We start from the raw sequence: 22063 nt of genomic DNA on the forward strand, positions 1-22063 counted from the left end.
ACCTCTCGTGCGCGTCCGCCGGGCGGTGCGCACCGTTCGAACACATGTGCGCCTGTCGGTGGTCGGCCGTAGCATGGCGCGCGTGAACGATCGACTGGTGGTCCAGGGGGCCCGCGAGCACAACCTGCGCAACGTCGACCTGGATCTGCCCCGGGACAGGCTCATCGTCTTCACGGGGTTGTCCGGGTCCGGCAAGTCGTCGCTGGCCTTCGACACGATCTTCGCGGAGGGGCAGCGGCGGTACGTCGAGTCGCTGTCCGCGTACGCGCGGCAGTTCCTCGGCCAGATGGACAAGCCCGACGTCGACTTCATCGAGGGCCTGTCGCCCGCGGTGTCGATCGACCAGAAGTCGACCAACCGCAACCCGCGGTCGACGGTCGGCACCATCACCGAGGTCTACGACTACCTGCGCCTGCTGTTCGCCCGCGCGGGGACGCAGCACTGCCCGGTGTGCGGTGAGCGCGTGACCGCGCAGACGCCGCAGCAGATCGTCGACCGGCTGCTCGAGCTGCCCGAGGGCACCCGGTACCAGGTGCTCGCGCCGGTGGTCCGCGGCCGCAAGGGCGAGTACGCCGACCTGTTCAAGGAGCTCCAGGCCAAGGGCTTCGCCCGTGCCCGCGTGGACGGCGAGGTCGTCCAGCTGGCCGAGCCGCCGACGCTCGAGAAGAAGCTCAAGCACGACATCGAGGTCGTCGTCGACCGCCTGGTCGCCCGCGAGGGCGTGCAGCGCCGGCTGACCGACTCCGTGGAGACCGCGCTCGGGCTCGCCGGCGGCCTGCTCGTGGTCGAGATGGTCGACGCCGACGCGGACGACCCGGAGCGCGAGCGCCGGTTCTCCGAGAACCGCGCGTGCCCGAACGACCACCAGCTCACGCTGGAGGAGATCGAGCCCCGGACGTTCTCGTTCAACGCCCCGTACGGCGCCTGCCCCGAGTGCACGGGGCTCGGCTCGCGCCTCGAGGTCGACCCCGAGCTGATCGTCCCCGACGAGGACCTGTCGCTGCGCGACGGGGCCGTGGCGCCGTGGGCCCAGATCTCCTCGGAGTACTTCGAGCGGGTGCTCACCGCGCTGGCCGACGACCTCGGCTTCTCGATGGACGTGCCGTGGCGCGCCCTGCCGGAGCGGGCGAAGCTCGCCGTGCTGCACGGCGAGAACCACAAGGTGCACGTCAAGTACAAGAACCGCTGGGGCCGTGAGCGGCAGTACTCCACCGGGTTCGAGGGCGTCATCACGTTCCTCGAGCGCCGCCACGCGGAGACCGACTCCGAGTGGAGCAAGGAGAAGTACGAGGCCTTCATGCGCGAGGTGCCGTGCCCCGTGTGCGAGGGCACCCGCCTCAAGCCCGAGGTGCTGGCCGTGCTGGTCGGCGGCAAGTCCATCGCCGACGTCTGCGCGCTGCCGATCCGCGAGGCCCGCGACTTCCTCGACACGCTCGAGCTCGGCGTGCGCGAGCGGCAGATCGCGGAGCAGGTGCTCAAGGAGATCCAGGCCCGCCTCGGCTTCCTGCTCGACGTCGGCCTCGACTACCTGTCGCTGATGCGGGCCGCCGGCACGCTGTCCGGCGGCGAGGCCCAGCGCATCCGGCTCGCCACGCAGATCGGCTCCGGCCTGGTCGGCGTGCTCTACGTGCTGGACGAGCCGAGCATCGGCCTGCACCAGCGCGACAACCGCCGCCTCATCGACACGCTCACCCGGCTGCGGGACCTCGGCAACACGCTGATCGTCGTCGAGCACGACGAGGACACCATCCGCACCGCGGACTGGATCGTCGACGTGGGCCCGGGCGCCGGCGAGCACGGCGGGCGGGTCGTGCACTCCGGCGACCTGCAGGGCCTGCTCGACTCCCGCGAGTCCGTGACGGGCGCGTACCTGTCGGGGCGTCGGCAGATCCCGATGCCCGCGAAGCGCCGCAAGGTCGACAAGAAGCGCCAGGTCACCGTGCACGGCGCCCGCGAGCACAACCTGCAGAACGTGGACGTCTCGTTCCCGCTCGGCACGTTCACCGCGGTCACCGGCGTCTCCGGCTCCGGCAAGTCCACGCTGGTGAACTCAATCCTCTACACCGTGATGGCCAACGAGCTGAACGGCGCCCGCCGCGTGGCCGGCCGGCACAAGCGGATCACCGGCCTCGACCAGCTCGACAAGGTCGTGCACGTCGACCAGGGCCCGATCGGCCGCACCCCGCGGTCCAACCCCGCGACGTACACGGGCGTGTGGGACCGGATCCGCAAGCTGTTCGCGGAGACCACCGAGGCCAAGGTCCGCGGCTACACCGCCGGGCGGTTCTCGTTCAACGTCAAGGGCGGACGCTGCGAGGCGTGCTCGGGCGACGGCACCCTGAAGATCGAGATGAACTTCCTGCCGGACGTCTACGTCCCCTGCGAGGTCTGCCACGGCGCGCGCTACAACCGCGAGACGCTCGAGGTGCACTTCAAGGGCAAGACCGTCGCCGAGGTGCTGGACATGCCGATCGAGGAGGCCGCGGAGTTCTTCGCCGCGGTGCCCGCCATCGCCCGGCACCTGACCACGCTCGTCGACGTCGGCCTCGGGTACGTGCGGCTCGGCCAGCCGGCGCCGACCCTGTCCGGCGGCGAGGCGCAGCGCGTCAAGCTCGCGACCGAGCTGCAGCGCCGCTCCACCGGGCGCACGGTCTACGTGCTGGACGAGCCGACCACCGGGCTGCACTTCGAGGACATCCGCAAGCTCCTCGGCGTGCTCCAGGGCCTGGTCGACAAGGGCAACAGCGTCATCGTCATCGAGCACAACCTCGACGTCATCAAGAACGCCGACTGGGTCATCGACATGGGGCCCGAGGGCGGCTCCGGTGGCGGCACGGTCGTCGCGCAGGGCACGCCGGAGCAGATCGCGCGGGTCGCGGCCAGCCACACCGGCACGTTCCTCGCCGAGGTGCTCGACGACCCCGCCCAGGAGCGCGTGAGCGCCTGACCCCGCGTCGGTCGGCGGGCCGGCGTCAGGCCGGGTCGGCGCCCGCGGTCTCCAGGACCGCGGGCGCCGGCTCGGTCAGCACCGGGAACGTCACCGACCGCGCGATGAAGCAGTGCTCGTGCGCCCGGCGGTGCAGGTCCGCGAGCTGGGCGTCCAGCCCGGCTCCGCCCGGTGCCCCCGGGACGGACGCCCCGGCCCGCACCGTCACCGCGGGTCGCAGGATCACCTCGGTGAACTGCCCGTGCCCCGCCGCCTCGACCCGCATGGTCCCGGTGGCCCGGTCGGCGTAGCCGACGACGACGACGCCCGACGTGGCGGCGAAGTGGAGGAACCAGAGCATGTGGCACTCGGACAGCGACGCGACGAGCAGCTCCTCGGGGTTGTGCCGCGTCGGGTCGCCGCGGAACGCCGGGTCCGCGGACCCGAGGACCGTCGGCTTCCCGGCCACGCGGATCTCGTGGTCGCGCCCGTACGTCGCGTACCCCGTGGTGCCGGAGTCGCCGGCCCCGGTCCAGACGACGTCGGCGGCGTACTGGTGCAGGAGTCCCATCGGCCCACGGTACCGACGTCCCGCGCGCGTCGGGGCGGCGGGCCCGAACTACGGTGGTGCGCATGGCTGACCCCGCGACCTACCGCCCGGCGCCGGGGGAGATCCCGGACCAGCCCGGCGTGTACCGGTTCCGCGACGAGCACGGCCGGGTCATCTACGTCGGCAAGGCCAAGAGCCTGCGCCAGCGCCTCAGCTCGTACTTCCAGGACGTCGGCGGGCTGCACCCGCGCACCCACCAGATGGTCACCACGGCCGCGTCCGTGCAGTGGACCGTCGTGGGCACCGAGGTCGAGGCGCTGTCCCTCGAGTACTCCTGGATCAAGGAGTTCGACCCCCGGTTCAACGTCAAGTACCGCGACGACAAGTCGTACCCGTACCTCGCGGTGACGCTGGCGGACAAGGTGCCGCGCGTCCAGGTGATGCGCGGCGCCAAGCGGCCCGGCACCCGGTACTTCGGCCCGTACGCGCACGCGTGGGCGATCCGCGAGACCGTCGACCTGCTGCTGCGGGTGTTCCCGGTCCGGACCTGCTCGGCGGGCGTGTTCAAGCGCGCGCGGCAGCAGGGCCGCCCGTGCCTGCTCGGGTACATCGACAAGTGCTCCGCGCCGTGCACCGGGAAGATCTCGGAGGAGGACCACCACGTCCTCGCCGAGGAGTTCTGCGACTTCATGGCGGGGGACACCGCGCGGTTCACCAAGCGGCTCACCGCCCGGATGAAGGAGGCCGCGGCCGACCTCGACTTCGAGCGCGCCGCCCGGCTCCGCGACGACATCGCCGCGCTCCAGCGCGCCACCGAGAAGAACGCCGTCGTGCTGTCCGACGGCACCGACGCGGACATCTTCGCGCTGGCCGGCGACGAGCTGGAGGCCGCGGTCCAGGTGTTCCACGTCCGCGACGGCCGGATCCGCGGCCAGCGCGGCTGGGTGGTCGAGAAGGTCGAGGACGTCACCGACGCCGAGCTCGTCCAGCACCTGCTCCAGCAGGTCTACGGCGACGCGCCCGCGGGCGACGGCGCGACCGCCGGGTCCGTGCCCCGCGAGGTGCTGGTGCCGGTGCTGCCGCCCGACGTCGACCAGGTGCAGACCTGGCTGACGGGGCTGCGCGGCAGCCGCGTGCAGGTCCGGGTCCCGCAGCGTGGCGAGAAGCACGAGCTCGCCGCGACGGTGCTGAAGAACGCCGAGCACGCCCTGGTCCTGCACCGCACCCGCCGGGCCGGCGACCTCACCACCCGCAGCCTGGCGCTCCAGGAGATCCAGGAGGCCCTGGGCCTCGAGACCGCGCCGCTGCGCATCGAGTGCTACGACGTCTCGCACAACCAGGGCACCTTCCAGGTCGCGTCGATGGTCGTGTTCGAGGACGGGCTGGCCCGCAAGAGCGAGTACCGCCGGTTCAGCATCCGCGGGCCCGAGGGCACGGGTGCGCGCGACGACACCGCGGCGATGCACGAGGTCATCACCCGCCGGTTCCGCCGCTACCTCGCGGAGCGCGAGCAGGCCGGGGACCTCGAGATCGGCCTCGGCGAGGACCAGGTCGCCGCGGCGCTGGCCGACACCGACGCCGGTCCCGTGCGGTCCGGGCCGGTCGACGAGACCACCGGCAAGCCGCAGCGGTTCGCCTACCCGCCGAACCTGGTCGTGGTCGACGGCGGACCCCCGCAGGTCGCCGCCGCCGCGGCCGCGCTCGCCGAGCTCGGGATCGACGACGTCGCGCTCTGCGGCCTGGCCAAGCGCCTCGAGGAGGTGTGGCTGCCGGGGGAGGACTACCCGGTGATCCTGCAGCGCTCCTCCGAGGGCCTGTACCTGCTCCAGCGCGTCCGCGACGAGGCGCACCGGTTCGCGATCACCGCCCACCGCAAGCAGCGCAGCAAGGGCATGACGGTCTCCGTGCTCGACGGGGTGCCCGGGCTCGGACCCGCGCGGTCGGCTGCCCTGCTCAAGCACTTCGGCTCGGTGAAGCGGCTCCGGGCCGCCACGGTCGAGGAGATCGCGTCGGTGCCCGGGATGGGCGAGCGGACCGCCGCGGCCGTCGTCGCCGCGCTGGCCGGGGAGTCGGCCGCGCCGGCGGGGGAGTCGGCCGCGCCGGCGGGGGCCGCGCCCGCGCCGGTCACGCCGGGTGCCGGTCCGGCTGGCATGCTGGGGTCATGAGCGACGAGATCTCGCCGATCACGGTCCCCCAGGGCATCCCGGCGATCGAGGCGGCCACCGAGGCGCCCCACCTCCAGCAGCCCCACGTCCTGATCATCACCGGCATGTCCGGGGCGGGCCGCACCCGCGCGGGTGCCGTGCTCGAGGACATGGGCTGGTACGTCGTCGACAACCTGCCCGCGCAGATGCTCACGCACCTCGTCGGCATGCTCACCCACGGCGGCCCGCCCAGCGCGGACCTGCGGATCGCCGCGGTCGTCGACGTGCGCGGTCGGGAGTTCTTCGCGGACCTGCTGGCGGTGCTGGCCCAGCTGCGCGAGTCCGGCGTCGACTACCGGATCCTGTTCCTCGACGCCTCCGACGAGGTCCTGGTCCGCCGCTACGAGCAGGTCCGGCGCCCGCACCCGCTGCAGGGCGAGGGGCGGATCCTCGACGGCATCTCCGCCGAGCGCGCGCTGCTGTCGGACATCCGGGAGCGCGCCGACGTGCTGATCGACTCCTCGGAGACGAACGTGCACGAGCTCGGGCGGATCGTCCGGGCCGCGGTGTCCACCTCCGAGCAGGAGGACGTGCTGCGGGTCAACGTCATCTCGTTCGGCTTCAAGTACGGCATCCCGCTCGACGCGGACCACGTCGTCGACGTCCGGTTCCTCGCGAACCCGTACTGGATCACCGAGCTGCGGCACATGTCCGGCCGGGACGCGCCCGTGCGCGACTACGTGCTCGGGCTGCCCGGCGCGCTGGAGTTCGTCGACCGGTACGTGGACGCCCTGGAGCCGGTCCTCGCGGGCTACCTCGCGGAGGAGAAGCGCTACGTGACCGTCGCGGTGGGCTGCACCGGCGGCAAGCACCGGTCCGTCGCGATCAGCGAGGCGATCGCCGAGCGGCTGCGCGCCCGTGGCCAGCGCGTCACCGTCGCGGCCCGGGACCTCGGCAAGGAATGACCGGGACGGGCGACCACCGGCCCGCGTTCGTCGCCCTCGGCGGGGGCCACGGCCTGTCCGGGACCCTGGCCGCGCTCCGGCGCGTCACCGACCGGCTGACCGCCGTGGTGACGGTCGCGGACGACGGCGGCTCCTCGGGCCGGCTGCGCGACGAGCTGGGCGTGCTGCCGCCGGGCGACCTGCGGATGGCCCTGTCCGCGCTCTGCGACGACTCCGACTGGGGCCGGACCTGGCGGGACGTGCTGCAGCACCGGTTCACCTCGGCCGGCGACCTCGACCAGCACGCCGTGGGCAACCTGCTGATCGTCGCGCTGTGGGAGCTGCTGGGCGACACCGTCGACGGCCTAGACTGGGTGGGCCGGCTGCTCGGCGCCCGGGGTCGGGTGCTGCCGATGGCGGCGGTCCCGCTGGCCATCGAGGCCGACGTCGTGCGCGCCGACGGGTCCACCGGCGTCGTGCGCGGTCAGAGCCAGGTGGCCGTGGCGCGCGACCGGATCGTCGCCGTCCGGCTGGTGCCCGAGCGCCCGCCGGCGCTGCCCGAGTCGGTCGCCGCGGTCGAGGCCGCGGACTGGGTCGTCCTCGGTCCCGGCTCCTGGTACACCTCCGTGATCCCGCACCTGCTGGTGCCCGACCTCGCGGCGGCGCTGCACCGGACCGCCGCCCGGCGGATCCTCGTGCTCAACCTCGACGCGGACGCCGAGACCGCGGGCATGGGCCCGTGCGAGCACCTGGACGCGCTCCGGCAGCACGCGCCCGACCTGCGGGTGGACGCCGTGATCGCCGACCCGGGCTCCGTGGACGACGTCGACGAGCTCGAGGCCCGGACCCGCGCCGCCGGCGGTCACCTGCTGCTGCGCCAGGTGCGCCGCGGCGACGGCACCCCGCGCCACGACGCCCTGCGGCTCGCCGCCGCGATCAGCGACGTCGTCGAGGGGCACCTGGGTGACGTCGAGCCGCCGACCGGCCGGGGGAGCGCGCGGTGACGGAGCGCGGAGGCGGGTCCGGGCGCCCCCGGAGGATGGCAGGATGACGGCATGGCTCTGACGGCACAGGTGAAGGACGAGCTTGCGCGGCTCCAGGTCGACAAGACGTCGTGCCGGAAGGCCGAGGTGTCGGCCACGCTCCGGTTCGCGGGCGGGCTGCACATCATCTCGGGTCGCATCGTCATCGAGGCCGAGCTGGACACCGGCGCCGCCGCCCGGCGGCTGCGCACCGCCATCGCCGAGGTGTACGGGCACCAGTCCGAGGTGATCGTCGTCTCCGGCGGCGGGCTGCGTCGCGGCAACCGCTACGTCGTGCGGGTGGTCAAGGACGGCGAGTCGCTCGCGCGCCAGACGGGCCTGCTGGACAACCGCGGCCGGCCGGTCCGCGGGCTGCCCCCGCAGATCGTCGCCGCCGGCGCCCAGGAGGCCGAGGCGGCGTGGCGCGGGGCGTTCCTCGCGCACGGCTCGCTCACCGAGCCGGGCCGGTCGTCGGCGCTCGAGGTCACCTGCCCCGGGCCCGAGGCCGCGTTGGCCCTGGTCGGCGCCGCGCGTCGCCTGCAGATCTCGGCGAAGGCCCGCGAGGTGCGCGGCATCGACCGCGTCGTGATCCGCGACGGCGACGCGATCGCCGCGATGCTCGCGCGGCTCGGCGCCCACGACACGCTGCTGGTCTGGGAGGAGCGCCGCGTCCGGCGCGAGGTCCGGGGCACCGCGAACCGGCTGGCCAACTTCGACGACGCCAACCTGCGTCGGTCCGCCCGCGCGGCGGTCGCGGCGGGGGCGCGGGTCGAGCGCGCGTTCGAGATCCTCGGCGCGGAGCTCCCGGAGCACCTGCGCGAGGCCGGCGAGCTGCGGCTCGCGCACAAGGAGGCGTCGCTGGAGGAGCTCGGCAAGCTGGCCGACCCGCCGCTGACCAAGGACGCGGTCGCCGGTCGGATCCGCCGCCTGCTCGCCACCGCGGACAAGCACGCCCAGGACCTCGGCATCCCTGACACGGAGTCGGGCCTCAGCCCCGACCTGCTCGACCTCTAGCCGCGCCGGGCCGGTCGCGTCCGCGCACCACGCGGCGCCCGGTCCGCGGCCAGACCTAGGTCCCTGCACCGGTGCCCGCTCGGGTATAGGCTGGAGGCCATCCGGAGACCTCAGGTGAGTCAAGTTCGTGTGACCGCAGGGTTTCCGGGAGCGCACAGCGGCGTGCGCAGTCCATCACCGCAACAGTGTGTGCCGGCCCTGCCGGCGCGTGCCGAGGAGGGCAAGTGACCATCAAGGTCGGCATCAACGGCTTCGGCCGCATCGGGCGCAACTTCTACCGGGCCATCGTGGCGTCGGGCGCCGACATCGAGATCGTCGGCGTCAACGACCTGACGGACAACAAGACGCTCGCGCACCTGCTCAAGTACGACACCGTGCTGGGCCGCTTCCCGCTGAGCGTCGGCTTCGACGACGACAACATCATCGTCGACGGCAAGAACATCCGCGCCCTCGCGGAGCGCGACCCGGCGAACCTCCCCTGGGCCGAGCTCGGCGCCGACATCGTCATCGAGTCGACCGGCTTCTTCACCGACGCCGAGAAGGCCAAGGCGCACATCGCCGCCGGCGCCAAGAAGGTCATCATCTCCGCCCCGGCGAAGAACGAGGACGCGACCTTCGTCATGGGTGTGAACCACACCGACTACGACGCCGCGACGCAGCACATCATCTCCAACGCGTCCTGCACCACGAACTGCCTGGCCCCGATGGCCAAGGCGCTCAACGACGCGATCGGCATCGAGCGTGGTCTCATGACCACGATCCACGCCTACACCGGCGACCAGAACCTGCAGGACGGCCCCCACAAGGACCTCCGCCGCGCCCGCGCCGCCGCGCAGAACATCGTCCCGACCTCGACCGGTGCGGCCAAGGCCGTGGCGCTCGTGCTGCCGGAGCTCAAGGGCAAGCTGGACGGCTTCGCGATGCGCGTGCCGACCATCACCGGCTCCGCCACCGACCTGACCTTCACCGCCTCGCGCGAGGTCACGGTCGACGAGGTCAACGCCGCGGTCAAGGCCGCTGCGGAGGGTCCCCTCAAGGGCATCCTGTCCTACGTCGAGGACGAGATCGTCTCCAGCGACATCGTCACCGACCCGCACCAGAGCATCTTCGACGCCAAGCTCACCAAGGTGTCGGGCGACCTGGTCAAGGTCGTGTCCTGGTACGACAACGAGTGGGGCTACTCCAACTCCCTCGTCGCCCTCACCAGCTACGTCGGCGAGCGTCTCTGACACTCGTCCGTCCGTAGCGACGGTCATGCGTCCGCGCACGCCGGGGTCGGCTCACGACCCCGGCGTCCGCGGACGCTGCCATGTAGGAGCCAGGGTCGTCGGCGACGTCGGCGGCACGGAAGCGAAGTAGGAGAGCATGAAGACCATCGAGGACCTCGGCGACCTGCGCGGCAAGCGCGTGCTGGTCCGTTCCGACTTCAACGTGCCGCTCGACGGCACGACCATCACCGACGACGGCCGCATCCGCGCCGCCCTGCCGACGCTGCAGCGCCTGCTCGGCGCCGGCGCCCGCGTCGTCGTGACCGCGCACCTCGGCCGCCCCAAGGGCGAGCCGGACGCGAAGTACAGCCTGGCCCCCGTCGCCGCCCGCCTGGGCGAGCTGCTCGGCCAGGACGTCACGCTCGCGCAGGACGTGGTCGGCGACTCCGCCAAGGCCACCGTCGCCGCCCTCGAGGACGGCCAGATCGCCCTGCTCGAGAACATCCGGTTCGACGCCCGCGAGACGTCCAAGGACGACGCCGTGCGCGGCGAGCTCGCGGACGAGCTGGCCCAGCTCGCCGACGCGTTCGTGTCCGACGGCTTCGGCGTCGTGCACCGCAAGCAGGCGTCGGTCTACGACGTCGCGCTGCGCCTGCCGCACGCGGCCGGCACGCTCGTGCTCGCCGAGGTCGAGGCGCTGCGCAAGGCCGTCGAGGACCCGGAGCGCCCGTACGTGGTCGTGCTCGGCGGCTCGAAGGTCTCCGACAAGCTCGGCGTCATCGCGAACCTGCTGACCAAGGCCGACAAGCTGCTCATCGGCGGCGGCATGATGTTCACCTTCCTCAAGGCCCAGGGCCACGAGGTGGGCGCCTCGCTCCTCGAGCAGGACCAGGTCGAGACCGTCAAGGGCTACCTCGCGCAGGCGCAGGAGTCGGGCGTCGAGATCGTCCTGCCCGTCGACGTCGTCGCGGCGGACGGCTTCGCCGCCGACGCCCCGCACGAGACCGTCGACGCGGACAAGATCCCGGCCGGCAAGATGGGCCTCGACATCGGCCCGAAGTCGGGCGAGCTGTTCCGCGAGGCCATCCTCGGTGCGAAGACCATCGCCTGGAACGGCCCGATGGGCGTCTTCGAGTTCGACGCGTTCGCGGCCGGCACCAAGGCCGTCGCGCAGGCGCTCGTCGACACCGACGGCTTCTCCATCGTCGGCGGCGGCGACTCGGCCGCGGCCGTGCGTCGCCTCGGCTTCGACGAGGCCGGCTTCGGCCACATCTCGACCGGCGGCGGCGCGTCGCTGGAGCTCCTCGAGGGCAAGACCCTCCCCGGCATCGCGGTCCTGGAGGCCTGATCCACATGGCACGCACCCCCCTGATCGCGGGCAACTGGAAGCTCAACCTCGACCACCACGAGGCCGTGCACCTGCTCCAGAAGCTCGCGTGGACCCTGAAGGACGCCAAGCACGACTTCTCGGACGTCGAGGTCGTCGTCCTGCCGTCCTTCACCAACATCCGCTCCGTGCAGACCCTGGTCGACGCGGACAAGCTGGCGATCGGCTACGGCGCCCAGGACGTGTCGCGGCACGCGTCCGGCGCCTACACCGGCGAGGTCTCGGCCGCGCAGCTCGCCAAGCTCGGCGTCACCTACGTCGCCGTCGGCCACTCGGAGCGTCGTGAGTACCACGGCGAGTCCGACGCGGTCGTGGCCGCCAAGGCCGTCGCGGCCTTCGGTGCGGGCATCGTCCCGATCGTGTGCGTCGGCGAGGGCCTCGAGGTCCGCAAGGCCGGCGAGCACGTCGCGTACACGCTCACCCAGCTCGAGGGCTCGCTCGCCGGCGTCACCGCCGAGCAGGCGAAGTCCGTCGTCGTGGCCTACGAGCCCGTCTGGGCCATCGGCACCGGCGAGGTCGCCACCCCCGAGGACGCCCAGGAGGTCTGCGAGGCCATCCGCGGCAAGCTCGCCGAGCTGTACTCGACCGAGGTCGCCGAGGCCGTCCGCGTGCTCTACGGCGGTTCGGTGAAGTCCGGCAACGCCGCGCAGATCATCGGGAAGGCCGATGTCGACGGCGCCCTCGTCGGCGGCGCGTCGCTCGACGCCGAGGAGTTCGCGAAGATCGCGCTCTTCCGCGCCGGCGCCTGACGCCACCGGCTCACCTCGGACGGGGTGCGCGCGTTCCTCGCGACCGTGCGCACCCCGTCCGACCCGGTGGTGGGGCCGACGACCGGCCTGTCGTGCTGGATTCCGGCGCGTCGCGTCGCCTACCCTGGACCCCGCACCGCCCGCTCCACCCCGTCACACCCCGTCCCGGTCAGGGCCGGGTCCGCGAACCGAGAGAGTCAGACACGCCGTGACCGCCCTCACCATCGCCCTCCAGGTCGTCCTGGTCGGCGCGAGCCTGCTGCTCATCCCGCTCGTCCTGCTGCACAAGGGCAAGGGCGGCGGTCTCTCGGACATGTTCGGCGGTGGCATCACCAGCAGCGCCGGCAGCTCGGGTGTCGCCGAGCGCAACCTGAACCGGATCACCATCGGCGTGAGCCTGGTCTGGGCGATCGTCATCGTGCTGCTCGGCCTCGTCGAGCGCGTGAGCTGAGGAGCGACCAGCATGGCGAGCGGAAGTGCGATCCGGGGTTCGCGCGTCGGCGCGGGCCCCATGGGCGAGGCCGAGCGCGGCGACGCCGCCCCGCGAATCTGGATCTCGTACTGGTGCGCGAACGGCCACGAGACCCGGCCGAGCTTCGCCGAGGAGGCGGCCCTCGAGGCCCCCGAGACCTGGGACTGCCCGCGCTGCGGGTACCCCGCGGGCCAGGACGAGGCGAACCCGCCGTCCCCGGTCCGCAACGAGCCCTACAAGACGCACCTGGCCTACGTGAAGGAGCGCCGCTCCACCGAGGACGGGCAGGCCATCCTCGACGAGGCCCTGGCGTCGCTCCGTGCGCGTCGCGGCGGCGGGGTGCGCTGAGGCGTCCCGTTCCGACCCACGTCGTCGCAAGGCCCCGCAGCACGTCGCTGCGGGGCCTTGCGCGTGCCTGCGCGTCGGTCGAGCGGGACGGGGGCCCGGCAGCGGGTGCTGCCGGGCCCCCGGGGTCGTGCGTGATGCGGTGCGCGGCGCAGGTCAGGCCGCGCCGACCTCGGCCACCGCGGCCGCGTCGACGAGCCACAGCGTCGCGCGGGTGCCGCGTGCCCCCGCGGCGGGGGTCTGCTCGACCGGGGCGTCGGAGAGCGCGGACGCCACCGCGCCGGCCTTCTCCGCGCCCGCGGCCACGACCCAGACCTCCTGCGCGGCGTGGATGGCCTCGAACGTGAGCGAGACCCGCAGCGGCGGCGGCTTGGGGGAGCCGTGCACCCCGACCGTGGGGACGCCGGTCGTGCCGACGGCCTCGTGCCCCGGGAACAGGGACGCGACGTGCCCGTCCGGGCCCATGCCGAGCATGAGCACGTCGAAGGCCGGCACGTCGGACCCCTCGGGGGCGAACGCGGCGAGCTCGGCGGCGTAGGCGGCGGCCGAGTCCTCGGGCGTGGCGATGCCGGCCGCCTCGTCGAGGGCGCGCATCGGGTGCACGTTGGCCCCGGGGAGCGCGTCGCCGAGGGCGGAGATCAGCGCGTCGCGCGCCTGCGTCTCGTTCCGGTCGGGGTCGCCGTCGGCGAGGAACCGCTCGTCGCCCCACCACAGGTGCACGCCCGACCAGTCCACGGCGTCCCGCGCCGGGCTGGCCGCGACGGCGGCGAGGGTCCGGATGCCCACCGTGCCGCCGGTGAGCACGACGTGCACCGGGGCGGCGGCCGACTGCACGTCGACCAGCCGGGTGAGGAGCCGCGCGGCGGTGGCCTCGGCGAGGACGGTCGCGTCGGGGTGGACGAGCACGGTCCGGAGGGCGGCCGTCATGCGCCGACCTTCGTCATGCCCTTGCGCAGGACCTCGCCGTAGACCTCGTCGGCGTCCAGGCGGCGGAGCTCCTCGGCGAGGCACTCGCGCAGCTGGCGGATCGGCAGCGCGATCCGGTGCTCGGGCTGGTCGGGCTGGCGCAGAGCGGCGGTCTTGCCGTCGGGCCGGTCGAGCACGATCGGGCCGGACTTCCGCTCGAGGCGCACCTGGGTGATCGCGGGGGCGTCGGCCTGTCGCTCGATCTCCACCGGGCAGTTGAGCGCGTACGCGAGCCACGCGGCCATGAGGTCGACCGAGGGGTGGGTGCTCTCGCCCGAGACGACCGCGCGCTGCACGGGCTCGAACGGCGGCTGGTCCAGGGTCGCGGCGATGAGGCCGCGCCACAGGGTCGTGCGGGTCCACGCCAGGTCGGTGTCGCCGTCCGCGTACCCCTGGGCGAGCCGGCGCAGGGTGTCGGACGGGCGCGAGCACTCGGTGCTGTCGGTGATCCGGCGGCGGGCGAGCTGGCCGATCGGGTGCTGCGACGGGTCGTCCGGCGCGTCGTACGGCCACCAGGCGACGATCGGGGCGTCGGGCAGCAGCAGCGGGAGCACGAGCGTGTCCAGGTGCCGGGCCTGCGCCTCGGACGGGTGCAGGATGACGACCTCGCTCGCGCCCGCGTCGCCGCCGAGGCGGATCTGGGCGTCGAGCTCGGACTCCTTGCCCGGGCCCTTCTCGGTCAGCACGATGACGCGGCACGGGTGCTCACGGCTCGCGTCGTTGGCCGCGTCGATCGCCGCCTCGGGGTCGTGCGCGCCGACGTCGATGATGAGCGTCAGCACGCGCCCGAGGGCGACGGCACCGCCCTCGTCGCGCTCGTCGACCAGCCGCTTGTTGATGTCGCGGGTGGTGGTCTTGGGCAGGTCGATGATCACGGTCGCCTCCAGCTACGTCCGTCGCGCTCCATCATGCGGTCGGCCGACTCGGGGCCCCAGGTGCCGGCGCGGTACGGCTCGGGCTTGCCCTTGCTCGCCCAGTACGAGGTGATCGGGTCCAGGATCTTCCAGGACAGCTCGACCTCCTCGTGCCGGGGGAACAGCGGCGGGTCGCCGAGCAGCACGTCGAGGATGAGGCGCTCGTAGGCCTCGGGGGACGACTCGGTGAACGCGTGGCCGTAGCCGAAGTCCATCGTGACGTCGCGGACCTCCATCGCGGTGCCCGGGACCTTGGCGCCGAACCGCAGCGTCACGCCCTCGTCGGGCTGCACGCGGATGACGAGCGCGTTCTTGCCGAGCTCCTCGGTGGCGGTGGACTCGAAGGGCAGGTGCGGCGCCTTCTTGAACACGACGGCGATCTCGGTGACGCGGCGCCCCAGTCGCTTGCCGGTGCGCAGGTAGAACGGCACCCCGGCCCAGCGGCGGGTGTCGACGTCGACGCGGATCGCGGCGAACGTCTCGGTGGAGGAGTTGGGGTCGAAGCCGCCCTCGTCGAGGTAGCCGACGACCTTCTCCCCGCCCTGCCAGCCCGCGGCGTACTGCCCGCGCGCGGTGTGCTTGCCGATGTCCTTCGGCACGCGGACGGCGGAGAGGACCTTGATCTTCTCGGCCGTCAGGTCGTGCGCGTCGAACGTGACGGGCTCCTCCATCGCCGTGAGCGCGAGGAGCTGCAGGAGGTGGTTCTGGATGACGTCGCGTGCCGCGCCGATGCCGTCGTAGTACCCGGCGCGACCGCCGACGCCGATGTCCTCGGCCATCGTGATCTGGACGTGGTCGACGTAGTTGGCGTTCCAGATCGGCTCGAACAGCTGGTTGGCGAACCGCAGCGCCAGCAGGTTCTGCACCGTCTCCTTGCCGAGGTAGTGGTCGATCCGGAAGACGTCGTCCGGGTGGAACACGCTCGACACGACGTCGTTGAGCTCCTGCGCGGACTTCAGGTCGTGGCCGAACGGCTTCTCGATGACCACACGCCGCCAGGCGTCCTCGACGGACTCCGAGAGGCCGGAGCGAGCGAGCTGCTTGCACACGACGGGGAACGCGCTCGGCGGGACCGAGAGGTAGAACGCGTGGTTGCCGCCGGTGCCGCGGGTGACGTCGAGCTCCTCGACGGTCTGGCGGAGGCGGTCGAACGCGTCGTCGTCGTCGAACGAGCCCTGGACGAACCGGATGCCCTCGGACAGCTGGCGCCAGGTCGACTCGCGGAACGGGGTGCGCGCGTGCTCCTTGACGGAGTCGTGCACGATCTGCGCGAAGTCCTGGTCCTCCCAGTCGCGCCGGGCGAACCCGGTGAGCGCGAAGCCGGGGGGCAGCAGGCCGCGGTTGGTGAGGTCGTAGACCGCGGGCATGAGCTTCTTGCGGGCGAGGTCGCCCGTGACGCCGAAGATCACCAGGCCGGAGGGGCCCGCGATGCGGGGCAGGCGACGGTCGCGCGGGTCCCGGAGCGGGTTGTGCTCGGCGGTGACCTTCGCGGGCCTCACGCGGTCACCTGCGCCAGGCCGTCGCGGACGGTGTCGAGCAGCTCGGCCCAGGACTTCTCGAACTTGTCGACGCCCTCGCTCTCGAGCGCGTCGGTGACCTCGTCGATGTGGATGCCGAGCGCGGCGAGGCCGTCGACGACCGCCTGCGCCTCGGCCTGGGTCCCGGTGACGGTGTCGCCGCGGAAGTCGCCGTGGTCGGCGACGGCCTGCAGCGTGGCCTCGGGCATGGTGTTGACGACGCCGGCGACGACGAGCTCGTCCACGTAGCGGGTGTCGGGGTAGGCCTTGTCCTTGACGCCGGTGGACGCCCACAGCGGGCGCTGCGGGTGCGCGCCGGCGGCGGCGAGCGCCTGCCAGCGGTCGCCCGCGACGACCTCCTCGTAGACGCCGTAGGCGAGCCGGGCGTTCGCGATGGCGGCCTTGCCGCGCAGCGCGGCGGCCTCGGGGGTGCCGATGTCGTCGAGCCGCGGGTCGATCGCCGCGTCCACCCGGGACACGAAGAACGACGCGACCGAGGCGATGGCCGCCAGGTCGTGCCCGTTCGCGCGGGCCTGCTCGAGGCCCTCGACGAACGCGTCCAGCACGGCGCGGTACCGCTCGAGGGAGAAGATCAGGGTGACGTTCACGCTGATGCCGTCGGCGAGCACCTGCGTGATCGCCGGCAGCCCGTCGAGGGTCGCGGGGATCTTGATGAAGACGTTGGGGCGGTCGACGGTCGACCACAGGGCGCGCGCCGAGTCGACGGTGCCCTGGGTGTCGTGCGCCAGGCGCGGGTCGACCTCGATCGACACCCGGCCGTCCTGGCCCGCGGTCGCGTCGTAGACGGGCCGCAGCACGTCGGCGGCGTCCCGGACGTCGTCGGTCGTGATCGCGAAGACCGCGCCGTCCACGTCGGTGCCCTGCGCGGCGAGCTGCTTCAGCTGCTCGTCGTACGCGTCGCCCTTCGCGAGCGCGCTCGCGAAGATGGTCGGGTTGGTCGTGACGCCGACCACGCGCCGGTCGGACACGAGGCCCGCCAGGCCGCCGGTCCGGAGCCGCTCCCGCGACAGGTCGTCCAACCAGACCGCGACGCCCGCGTCGGCCACCTGGTCGAGCGGCGTGATGCCCTCAGTCATCGTCGTGCCACCTCACTTCTCGTCCCGATCGCCCGGGACGTCGACGGACGCGTACCCGGTCGGGGGGCCGGGCGACGCTCACGCCCGGGACCTGTGGTGCCGCGGTGCCGAGCGTGCTGTTCGAGCCTAGACCCGCAGCCGGGGGTGCTGCCGGTCGTCCACAGGCCGACAGGCCCCGGGGCGACGGACGTCACACCCCTGGGACCGAGGTCCCAGGGCGCTCCTGGCCGCACCGACCGTCCGCGGGGCCGTACGATGGCCAGGATCATCCGCGGGGCCCTGCTGCCCCGCGGTCCGAGGAGGGGCGGAGGACCGGAGTGCGCACGACGAGCCCTGCAGCTCCCGCCGGCGCCGCCTCCCGACCCACGACGCCGCCGTCTACGGCCCCCGCGGGCCGCACGGTCCGGCAGCGCGTGCTGTCCTACGTGGCGCTGACCAAGCCCCGCGTGATCGAGCTGCTGCTCGTGACGACGCTGCCGACGATGATTCTCGCCCACGGCGGGTTCCCGTCCGTGGGCCTGGTGCTCGCGACGCTGGTCGGCGGCGCCGCCGCGGCCGGCTCGGCGAACGTCCTCAACTGCTACATCGACCGCGACATCGACCAGGTGATGAACCGGACCAAGCGCCGGCCCCTGGTCACGGGGGAGATCACCCCGCGCGCCGCGCTCGTGTTCGGGCTGGCGCTGGGCGTCGTCTCGCTGCTGTGGTTGGCGCTGCTGGTGAACGTGCCGTCGGCGCTGCTCACCGGCGGGGCGATCCTCATCTACGTCATCGGCTACACGATGATCCTCAAGCGCCGCACCCCGCAGAACATCGTCTGGGGCGGCGCGGCCGGCTGCATGCCGGTGCTGATCGGCTGGTCCGCGGTGACCGGCGGGGTGTCCTGGGCGGCGGTGCTGCTGTTCGGGGTGATCTTCTTCTGGACCCCGCCGCACTACTGGCCGCTGTCGATGAAGTTCCGCAAGGACTACGCCGCCGCGGGCGTGCCGATGCTGCCGGTGGTCGAGTCCGACCCCAAGGTCGCGCGCCAGATGATCGCCTACACGCTCGCGATGATCGCGTGCTCGCTGCTGCTGTGGCCCGTCGCGTCGATGACCTGGGTGTACGGGGTCGTGGCGACCGCGCTGGGCGTGTGGTTCCTGTGGTCCTGCATCGGGCTGTACCGTCGCGCCCAGGACCCGTCCCGCGGCAAGCTGCGCGCGATGTCGGTGTTCCACGGGTCGATCACGTACCTGTCGCTGCTGTCGGTCGCGGTGGCGGTCGACGTGTTCCTCCCGCTCTAGCCGGCGGCCCCCGAGCGCGCCGGCCCGGTCCGGCGAGGCAGGGAGGACGACCCGATGGCGGAGGCCCCCGCGCTGCGCTCCGCCCTCGACGGCTACCTCGCGCACCTGACGGTCGAGCGCGGCCTGTCCCAGAACACGCTGGCCGCCTACCGCCGCGACCTGTCCCGCTACGTCGCGCACCTCGAGCGGGCCGGGCGGACCGGGGTCGCCGACGTCGCCGAGGCGGACGTCGAGGACTTCCTCACCGCCGTCCGGACCGGGTCCGACGACCGCGCGGTGCTGTCCGCGTCGTCCGCGAAGCGCGCGGTGGTCGCGGTGCGGGGCTGGCACCGGTTCTGCGTCCTCGAGGGCCTGAGCGGCGACGACCCCGCACGCGGCGTCCGGCCGCCGAAGCAGGCGCAGGTGCTGCCGAAGGCGATCGCGACCCACGAGGTGGAGCGCCTGCTCGACGCCGCGTCGCTCGGGGACGGACCGGTGCCGCTGCGGGACCGTGCCCTGCTCGAGCTGCTGTACTCCACGGGCGCGCGCATCTCGGAGGCCGTCGGGCTCGACGTGGACGACCTCGACCTGACGCCGGGCCGGGCCGCCGTGCGGCTGTTCGGCAAGGGCAGCAAGGAGCGCGTGGTCCCGGTCGGCGCGTACGCGGTGGAGGCGGTCGAGGCGTACCTCGTGCGCGCGCGCCCGGCCCTGGCGGCCGCGGGCCGGCAGCAGGGGAGCGGCGCGGCGGTGTTCCTCAACACCCGCGGCGCGCGGCTGTCGCGGCAGAGCGCGTGGGCGGTGCTGCGGACGGCGGCGGAGCGGGCCGGGCTCCCGGGCGCCGAGCACGTGTCCCCGCACACCCTGCGGCACTCGTTCGCGACCCACCTGCTCGCGGGCGGCGCCGACGTCCGCGTCGTCCAGGAGCTCCTGGGGCACGCGTCGGTGACCACCACGCAGATCTACACCAGGGTGACGCCGGACACCCTGCGGGAGGTCTACGCCACCAGCCACCCGCGTGCCAGGCGGTCGACGCGGGGCCCGGCGCCGTCCCGGACCGCCGCGCCCGGCGCGGGACGCGGCTGACGGGCCGACCGCTCCGGTAAGTTGTCCTGGTGGCACGCGAGGAGACGACCGAGACCGTTCTCGACCCGGTGGGCAGGCCCCTGCCGGACTTCGCCGTCCCCGCGCCCCTGGCGTCGCACGGCCCGGCCCGCGTCATCGCGATGTGCAACCAGAAGGGCGGGGTCGGCAAGACGACCACGACCATCAACCTGGCCGCCGCGCTCGCCGAGTACGGCCGCCGGGTGCTCATCGTCGACTTCGACCCGCAGGGCGCCGCGTCGGTGGGCCTGGGTGCGAACCCGCACGAGCTCGACCGGACGGTCTACGACCTGCTGATCGACCGGCACGCGGTGGTGGGCGAGATCATCCGCCCCACCGAGATCCCCGGGCTCGACCTGCTGCCCGCGAACATCGACCTGTCCGCCGCCGAGGTGCAGCTGGTCAGCGAGGTCGCCCGCGAGTCGATCCTGGCGCGCGTGCTGCGGCCGGTGCTGGACGACTACGACGTGGTGCTCGTCGACTGCCAGCCGTCGCTGGGCCTGCTCACCGTCAACGCGCTGACCGCGTCGCACGGCGTGCTCATCCCGTTGGAGTGCGAGTTCTTCGCGCTGCGCGGCGTGGCGCTGCTGGTGGAGACGATCGAGAAGGTCCGCGACCGGCTGAACCCGCGCCTCGAGGTCGACGGCATCCTCGCGACCATGTTCGACCCGCGGACGCTGCACGCCCGCGAGGTCGTCGCCCGCGTCTACGAGGCGTTCGGCGACACGCTGCTGCACACGATGATCGGGCGGACCGTGAAGTTCCCCGACGCGTCGGTGGCCGCCGAGCCGATCACCACCTACGCGCCGACCCACCCCGGCGCGCACGCGTACCGGCAGCTGGCGCGGGAGCTCGTCGCCCGTGGCGACGCCGCCTGACACGGCGGCCCCGACCGGGACCGACACCGCGGCGCCGGGAGCCGTCGACGACGGCGCGTTCCGCGTGCACCTGGACAACTTCTCCGGACCGTTCGACCTGCTGCTGGGGCTGATCTCGAAGCACAAGCTCGACATCACCGAGGTGGCGCTGGCGACCGTCACCGACGAGTTCATCGGCTACATCCGGGCCGCCGAGCGGTCCGCGGCGGACGGCGGGCCGACCTGGGACCTCGGGCAGGTGAGCGAGTTCCTGGTCGTCGCCGCGACCCTGCTGGACCTCAAGGCCGCGCGCCTGCTGCCCGCGGGCGACGTCGAGGACGCCGAGGACCTCGAGCTGCTCGAGGCGCGCGACCTGCTGTTCGCGCGGCTGCTGCAGTACCGCGCGTACAAGGTCGTCGCCACCGACATCGGCTCCCGGCTGACCGACCAGGGCCGCCGGTTCCCGCGCACCGTGCAGCTCGAGCCGCACCTCGCCGCGATGCTGCCGGAGCTCGTGTGGCAGATCGGCCCCGAGGAGCTCGCGGCCCTGGCGGCGAAGGCCCTGGCGCCCGCACCGCCTCCGCCCGACGTCGACATCAGCCACCTGCACGCCCCGGCGGTCAGCGTCCGCGAGCAGGCGGCGCTGCTGGCCGACCGGCTGCGGTCGGGCGGTCCGGCGTCGTTCCGGACGCTGACGGTCGACGCCGGGTCGACGCTGCTCGTGGTCGCCCGGTTCCTCGCGCTGCTCGAGCTGTTCCGGCAGGGGGCCGTGGGGTTCGACCAGGTCGAGCCGCTGGGCGAGCTGACCGTGCGGTGGACGGGTGCGGGCGACGACGAGGTGACGGTGGACACGGACTACGACGAGGGCGACGACGCCCCGGTGCCGACGGAGGGGCAGGACGGATGACGGACCCGACCGCGCAGGTGACGGACGCCGCCGAGCCGGTGCTCGCGCCCGGACTCGTGCCCGAGGAGCCGGCGCCGGACGTCGACGACCTGCCCGGCGGCGCACTCGCGGCGCTCGAGGCGGTGCTCATGGTCGCCGACGAGCCCGTGCCCGCCGTCCGGCTCGCGAGCGTGCTCGGCCTGCCCACGGAGCGGGTCGGCGCGCTGCTCGCCGAGCTCGCCGCCGAGTACCGCGGGGAGCGCGGCGGGCGGCCCCGCGGGTTCGAGCTCCGGCACGCCGGCGCCGGCTGGCGGATCTACTCCGCCCCCGCCTTCCACCAGGTGGTGGGCGGCTTCGTGCTGGACGGGCAGACGGCCCGCCTCACGCAGGCGGCGCTCGAGACCCTGGCCGTGATCGCGTACCGCCAGCCGGTCACGCGCGGGCAGGTCTCGGGCGTGCGCGGCGTCAACGTGGACGGCGTCGTCCGGACGCTGACCACCCGCGGACTGGTGGCCGAGAGCGGCACCGATCCGACCACAGGTGCGGTCTTGTACCGGACCACGGGATACTTCCTCGAGCGGATGGGCCTCACGGACCTCGATGAGCTGCCCCCGCTAGCGCCGTACCTGCCCGAGATCGATGCGTTCGACGGGCTGGACGGCGCCGACGGTACGACAGGAGACGTGTGATGAGTACAGCAGG

General features: G+C 73.3%; 20 protein-coding genes. 15 read left to right on the forward strand and 5 right to left on the reverse strand.

Features of this window, described 5'->3' with window-relative positions; all coding sequences use genetic code 11:
• The first annotated feature begins 82 nt into the window (after nt 1-82).
• Entirely contained in the window at nt 83-2947 is a 2865-nt protein-coding gene (gene uvrA / locus ACFVXN_RS05370) for an excinuclease ABC subunit UvrA (protein ID WP_389228468.1), read from the forward strand.
• Nucleotides 2948-2972: 25 nt separating this feature from the next.
• Here uvrA and ACFVXN_RS05375 read toward each other — a convergent pair whose 3' ends face one another.
• Nucleotides 2973-3497, reverse strand: a complete 525-nt coding sequence (locus ACFVXN_RS05375) for an OsmC family protein (RefSeq protein WP_389228471.1) — start codon at nt 3495-3497, stop codon at nt 2973-2975.
• A gap of 62 nt (nt 3498-3559) precedes the next feature.
• Here ACFVXN_RS05375 and uvrC point away from each other — a divergent pair, with 62 nt between their 5' ends.
• From uvrC to ACFVXN_RS05420, 9 genes are all read left to right on the forward strand, one after another.
• Nucleotides 3560-5641, forward strand: coding sequence for an excinuclease ABC subunit UvrC (gene uvrC / locus ACFVXN_RS05380; protein WP_389228474.1), 2082 nt, complete (start codon nt 3560-3562; stop codon nt 5639-5641).
• On the forward strand, nt 5638-6585 hold the full coding sequence (gene rapZ, locus ACFVXN_RS05385) for an RNase adapter RapZ (RefSeq protein ID WP_389228477.1): 948 nt from the start codon (nt 5638-5640) through the stop codon (nt 6583-6585). Before uvrC ends, rapZ begins: the two co-directional genes overlap by 4 nt.
• A complete protein-coding gene (gene yvcK, locus ACFVXN_RS05390; protein ID WP_389228480.1) occupies nt 6582-7568 on the forward strand; it encodes a uridine diphosphate-N-acetylglucosamine-binding protein YvcK in 987 nt (328 codons plus the stop codon). The genes rapZ and yvcK overlap by 4 nt, the downstream gene beginning before the upstream one ends.
• Nucleotides 7569-7619: 51 nt before the next feature.
• A complete protein-coding gene (gene whiA / locus ACFVXN_RS05395; RefSeq protein ID WP_389228483.1) occupies nt 7620-8600 on the forward strand; it encodes a DNA-binding protein WhiA in 981 nt (326 codons plus the stop codon).
• A gap of 224 nt (nt 8601-8824) precedes the next feature.
• Nucleotides 8825-9829 (forward strand): type I glyceraldehyde-3-phosphate dehydrogenase, encoded by a 1005-nt coding sequence (gene gap, locus ACFVXN_RS05400; RefSeq protein ID WP_389228486.1) that lies wholly within the window; start codon nt 8825-8827, stop codon nt 9827-9829.
• Between the two features lie 136 nt (nt 9830-9965).
• Nucleotides 9966-11156 carry a phosphoglycerate kinase gene (locus tag ACFVXN_RS05405; RefSeq protein WP_389228489.1) on the forward strand — a complete coding sequence of 397 codons (1191 nt, stop codon included), beginning with the start codon at nt 9966-9968 and terminating at the stop codon, nt 11154-11156.
• A 5-nt stretch (nt 11157-11161) separates the two neighbouring features.
• Entirely contained in the window at nt 11162-11944 is a 783-nt protein-coding gene (gene tpiA, locus ACFVXN_RS05410; RefSeq protein ID WP_389228492.1) for a triose-phosphate isomerase, read from the forward strand.
• 208 nt (nt 11945-12152) lie between these two features.
• A complete protein-coding gene (gene secG / locus ACFVXN_RS05415) occupies nt 12153-12395 on the forward strand; it encodes a preprotein translocase subunit SecG (protein ID WP_389228495.1) in 243 nt (80 codons plus the stop codon).
• Nucleotides 12396-12407: 12 nt separating this feature from the next.
• Nucleotides 12408-12764, forward strand: a complete 357-nt coding sequence (locus tag ACFVXN_RS05420; protein WP_389228498.1) for an RNA polymerase-binding protein RbpA — start codon at nt 12408-12410, stop codon at nt 12762-12764.
• A gap of 153 nt (nt 12765-12917) precedes the next feature.
• Here ACFVXN_RS05420 and pgl read toward each other — a convergent pair whose 3' ends face one another.
• From pgl to tal, 4 genes are read right to left on the reverse strand one after another with little or no spacing between them, the layout of a single operon-like run.
• On the reverse strand, nt 12918-13688 hold the full coding sequence (gene pgl, locus ACFVXN_RS05425; RefSeq protein WP_389228501.1) for a 6-phosphogluconolactonase: 771 nt from the start codon (nt 13686-13688) through the stop codon (nt 12918-12920).
• On the reverse strand, nt 13685-14602 hold the full coding sequence (locus ACFVXN_RS05430; RefSeq protein WP_389228504.1) for a glucose-6-phosphate dehydrogenase assembly protein OpcA: 918 nt from the start codon (nt 14600-14602) through the stop codon (nt 13685-13687). The genes pgl and ACFVXN_RS05430 overlap by 4 nt, the downstream gene beginning before the upstream one ends.
• Nucleotides 14599-16140, reverse strand: a complete 1542-nt coding sequence (gene zwf / locus ACFVXN_RS05435; protein WP_389228507.1) for a glucose-6-phosphate dehydrogenase — start codon at nt 16138-16140, stop codon at nt 14599-14601. Before zwf ends, ACFVXN_RS05430 begins: the two co-directional genes overlap by 4 nt.
• Nucleotides 16137-17255: a transaldolase gene (gene tal, locus ACFVXN_RS05440; protein ID WP_389228510.1), complete on the reverse strand. Its 1119-nt coding sequence runs from the start codon at nt 17253-17255 to the stop codon at nt 16137-16139. The genes zwf and tal overlap by 4 nt, the downstream gene beginning before the upstream one ends.
• 413 nt (nt 17256-17668) lie before the next feature.
• On the opposite strand from tal, the gene ACFVXN_RS05445 reads away from it, so the two are divergent.
• The 5 genes from ACFVXN_RS05445 to ACFVXN_RS05465 are packed head-to-tail and all read left to right on the forward strand — an operon-like array spanning nt 17669 to nt 22050.
• On the forward strand, nt 17669-18538 hold the full coding sequence (locus ACFVXN_RS05445) for a heme o synthase (RefSeq protein WP_389228513.1): 870 nt from the start codon (nt 17669-17671) through the stop codon (nt 18536-18538).
• Nucleotides 18539-18592: 54 nt separating this feature from the next.
• Entirely contained in the window at nt 18593-19600 is a 1008-nt protein-coding gene (xerD, locus tag ACFVXN_RS05450) for a site-specific tyrosine recombinase XerD (RefSeq protein WP_389228516.1), read from the forward strand.
• Nucleotides 19601-19629: 29 nt separating this feature from the next.
• Nucleotides 19630-20496, forward strand: coding sequence for a ParA family protein (locus ACFVXN_RS05455; protein ID WP_389228519.1), 867 nt, complete (start codon nt 19630-19632; stop codon nt 20494-20496).
• The gene (locus ACFVXN_RS05460) at nt 20480-21382 is read left to right on the forward strand and encodes a segregation and condensation protein A (protein ID WP_389228522.1); all 903 of its coding nucleotides are present in this window, start codon (nt 20480-20482) and stop codon (nt 21380-21382) included. The genes ACFVXN_RS05455 and ACFVXN_RS05460 overlap by 17 nt, the downstream gene beginning before the upstream one ends.
• Nucleotides 21379-22050 carry an SMC-Scp complex subunit ScpB gene (locus ACFVXN_RS05465; RefSeq protein ID WP_389228525.1) on the forward strand — a complete coding sequence of 224 codons (672 nt, stop codon included), beginning with the start codon at nt 21379-21381 and terminating at the stop codon, nt 22048-22050. Before ACFVXN_RS05460 ends, ACFVXN_RS05465 begins: the two co-directional genes overlap by 4 nt.
• Nucleotides 22051-22063 lie beyond the last annotated feature (13 nt).

The sequence above is a fragment of the Cellulomonas sp. NPDC058312 genome (genome assembly GCF_042880135.1).
Classification (GTDB): Bacteria; Actinomycetota; Actinomycetes; order Actinomycetales; family Cellulomonadaceae; genus Cellulomonas.

Coding starts and splice junctions, on each gene's coding strand:
- ACFVXN_RS05375 (WP_389228471.1), bottom strand. CDS start 3,497: ATGGGACTCCTGCACCAGTACGCCGCCGACGTCGTCTGGACCGGGGCC.
- tpiA (WP_389228492.1), top strand. CDS start 11,162: ATGGCACGCACCCCCCTGATCGCGGGCAACTGGAAGCTCAACCTCGAC.
- uvrC (WP_389228474.1), top strand. CDS start 3,560: ATGGCTGACCCCGCGACCTACCGCCCGGCGCCGGGGGAGATCCCGGAC.
- whiA (WP_389228483.1), top strand. CDS start 7,620: ATGGCTCTGACGGCACAGGTGAAGGACGAGCTTGCGCGGCTCCAGGTC.
- tal (WP_389228510.1), bottom strand. CDS start 17,255: ATGACTGAGGGCATCACGCCGCTCGACCAGGTGGCCGACGCGGGCGTC.
- ACFVXN_RS05405 (WP_389228489.1), top strand. CDS start 9,966: ATGAAGACCATCGAGGACCTCGGCGACCTGCGCGGCAAGCGCGTGCTG.
- ACFVXN_RS05420 (WP_389228498.1), top strand. CDS start 12,408: ATGGCGAGCGGAAGTGCGATCCGGGGTTCGCGCGTCGGCGCGGGCCCC.
- xerD (WP_389228516.1), top strand. CDS start 18,593: ATGGCGGAGGCCCCCGCGCTGCGCTCCGCCCTCGACGGCTACCTCGCG.
- ACFVXN_RS05465 (WP_389228525.1), top strand. CDS start 21,379: ATGACGGACCCGACCGCGCAGGTGACGGACGCCGCCGAGCCGGTGCTC.
- pgl (WP_389228501.1), bottom strand. CDS start 13,688: ATGACGGCCGCCCTCCGGACCGTGCTCGTCCACCCCGACGCGACCGTC.
- yvcK (WP_389228480.1), top strand. CDS start 6,582: ATGACCGGGACGGGCGACCACCGGCCCGCGTTCGTCGCCCTCGGCGGG.
- rapZ (WP_389228477.1), top strand. CDS start 5,638: ATGAGCGACGAGATCTCGCCGATCACGGTCCCCCAGGGCATCCCGGCG.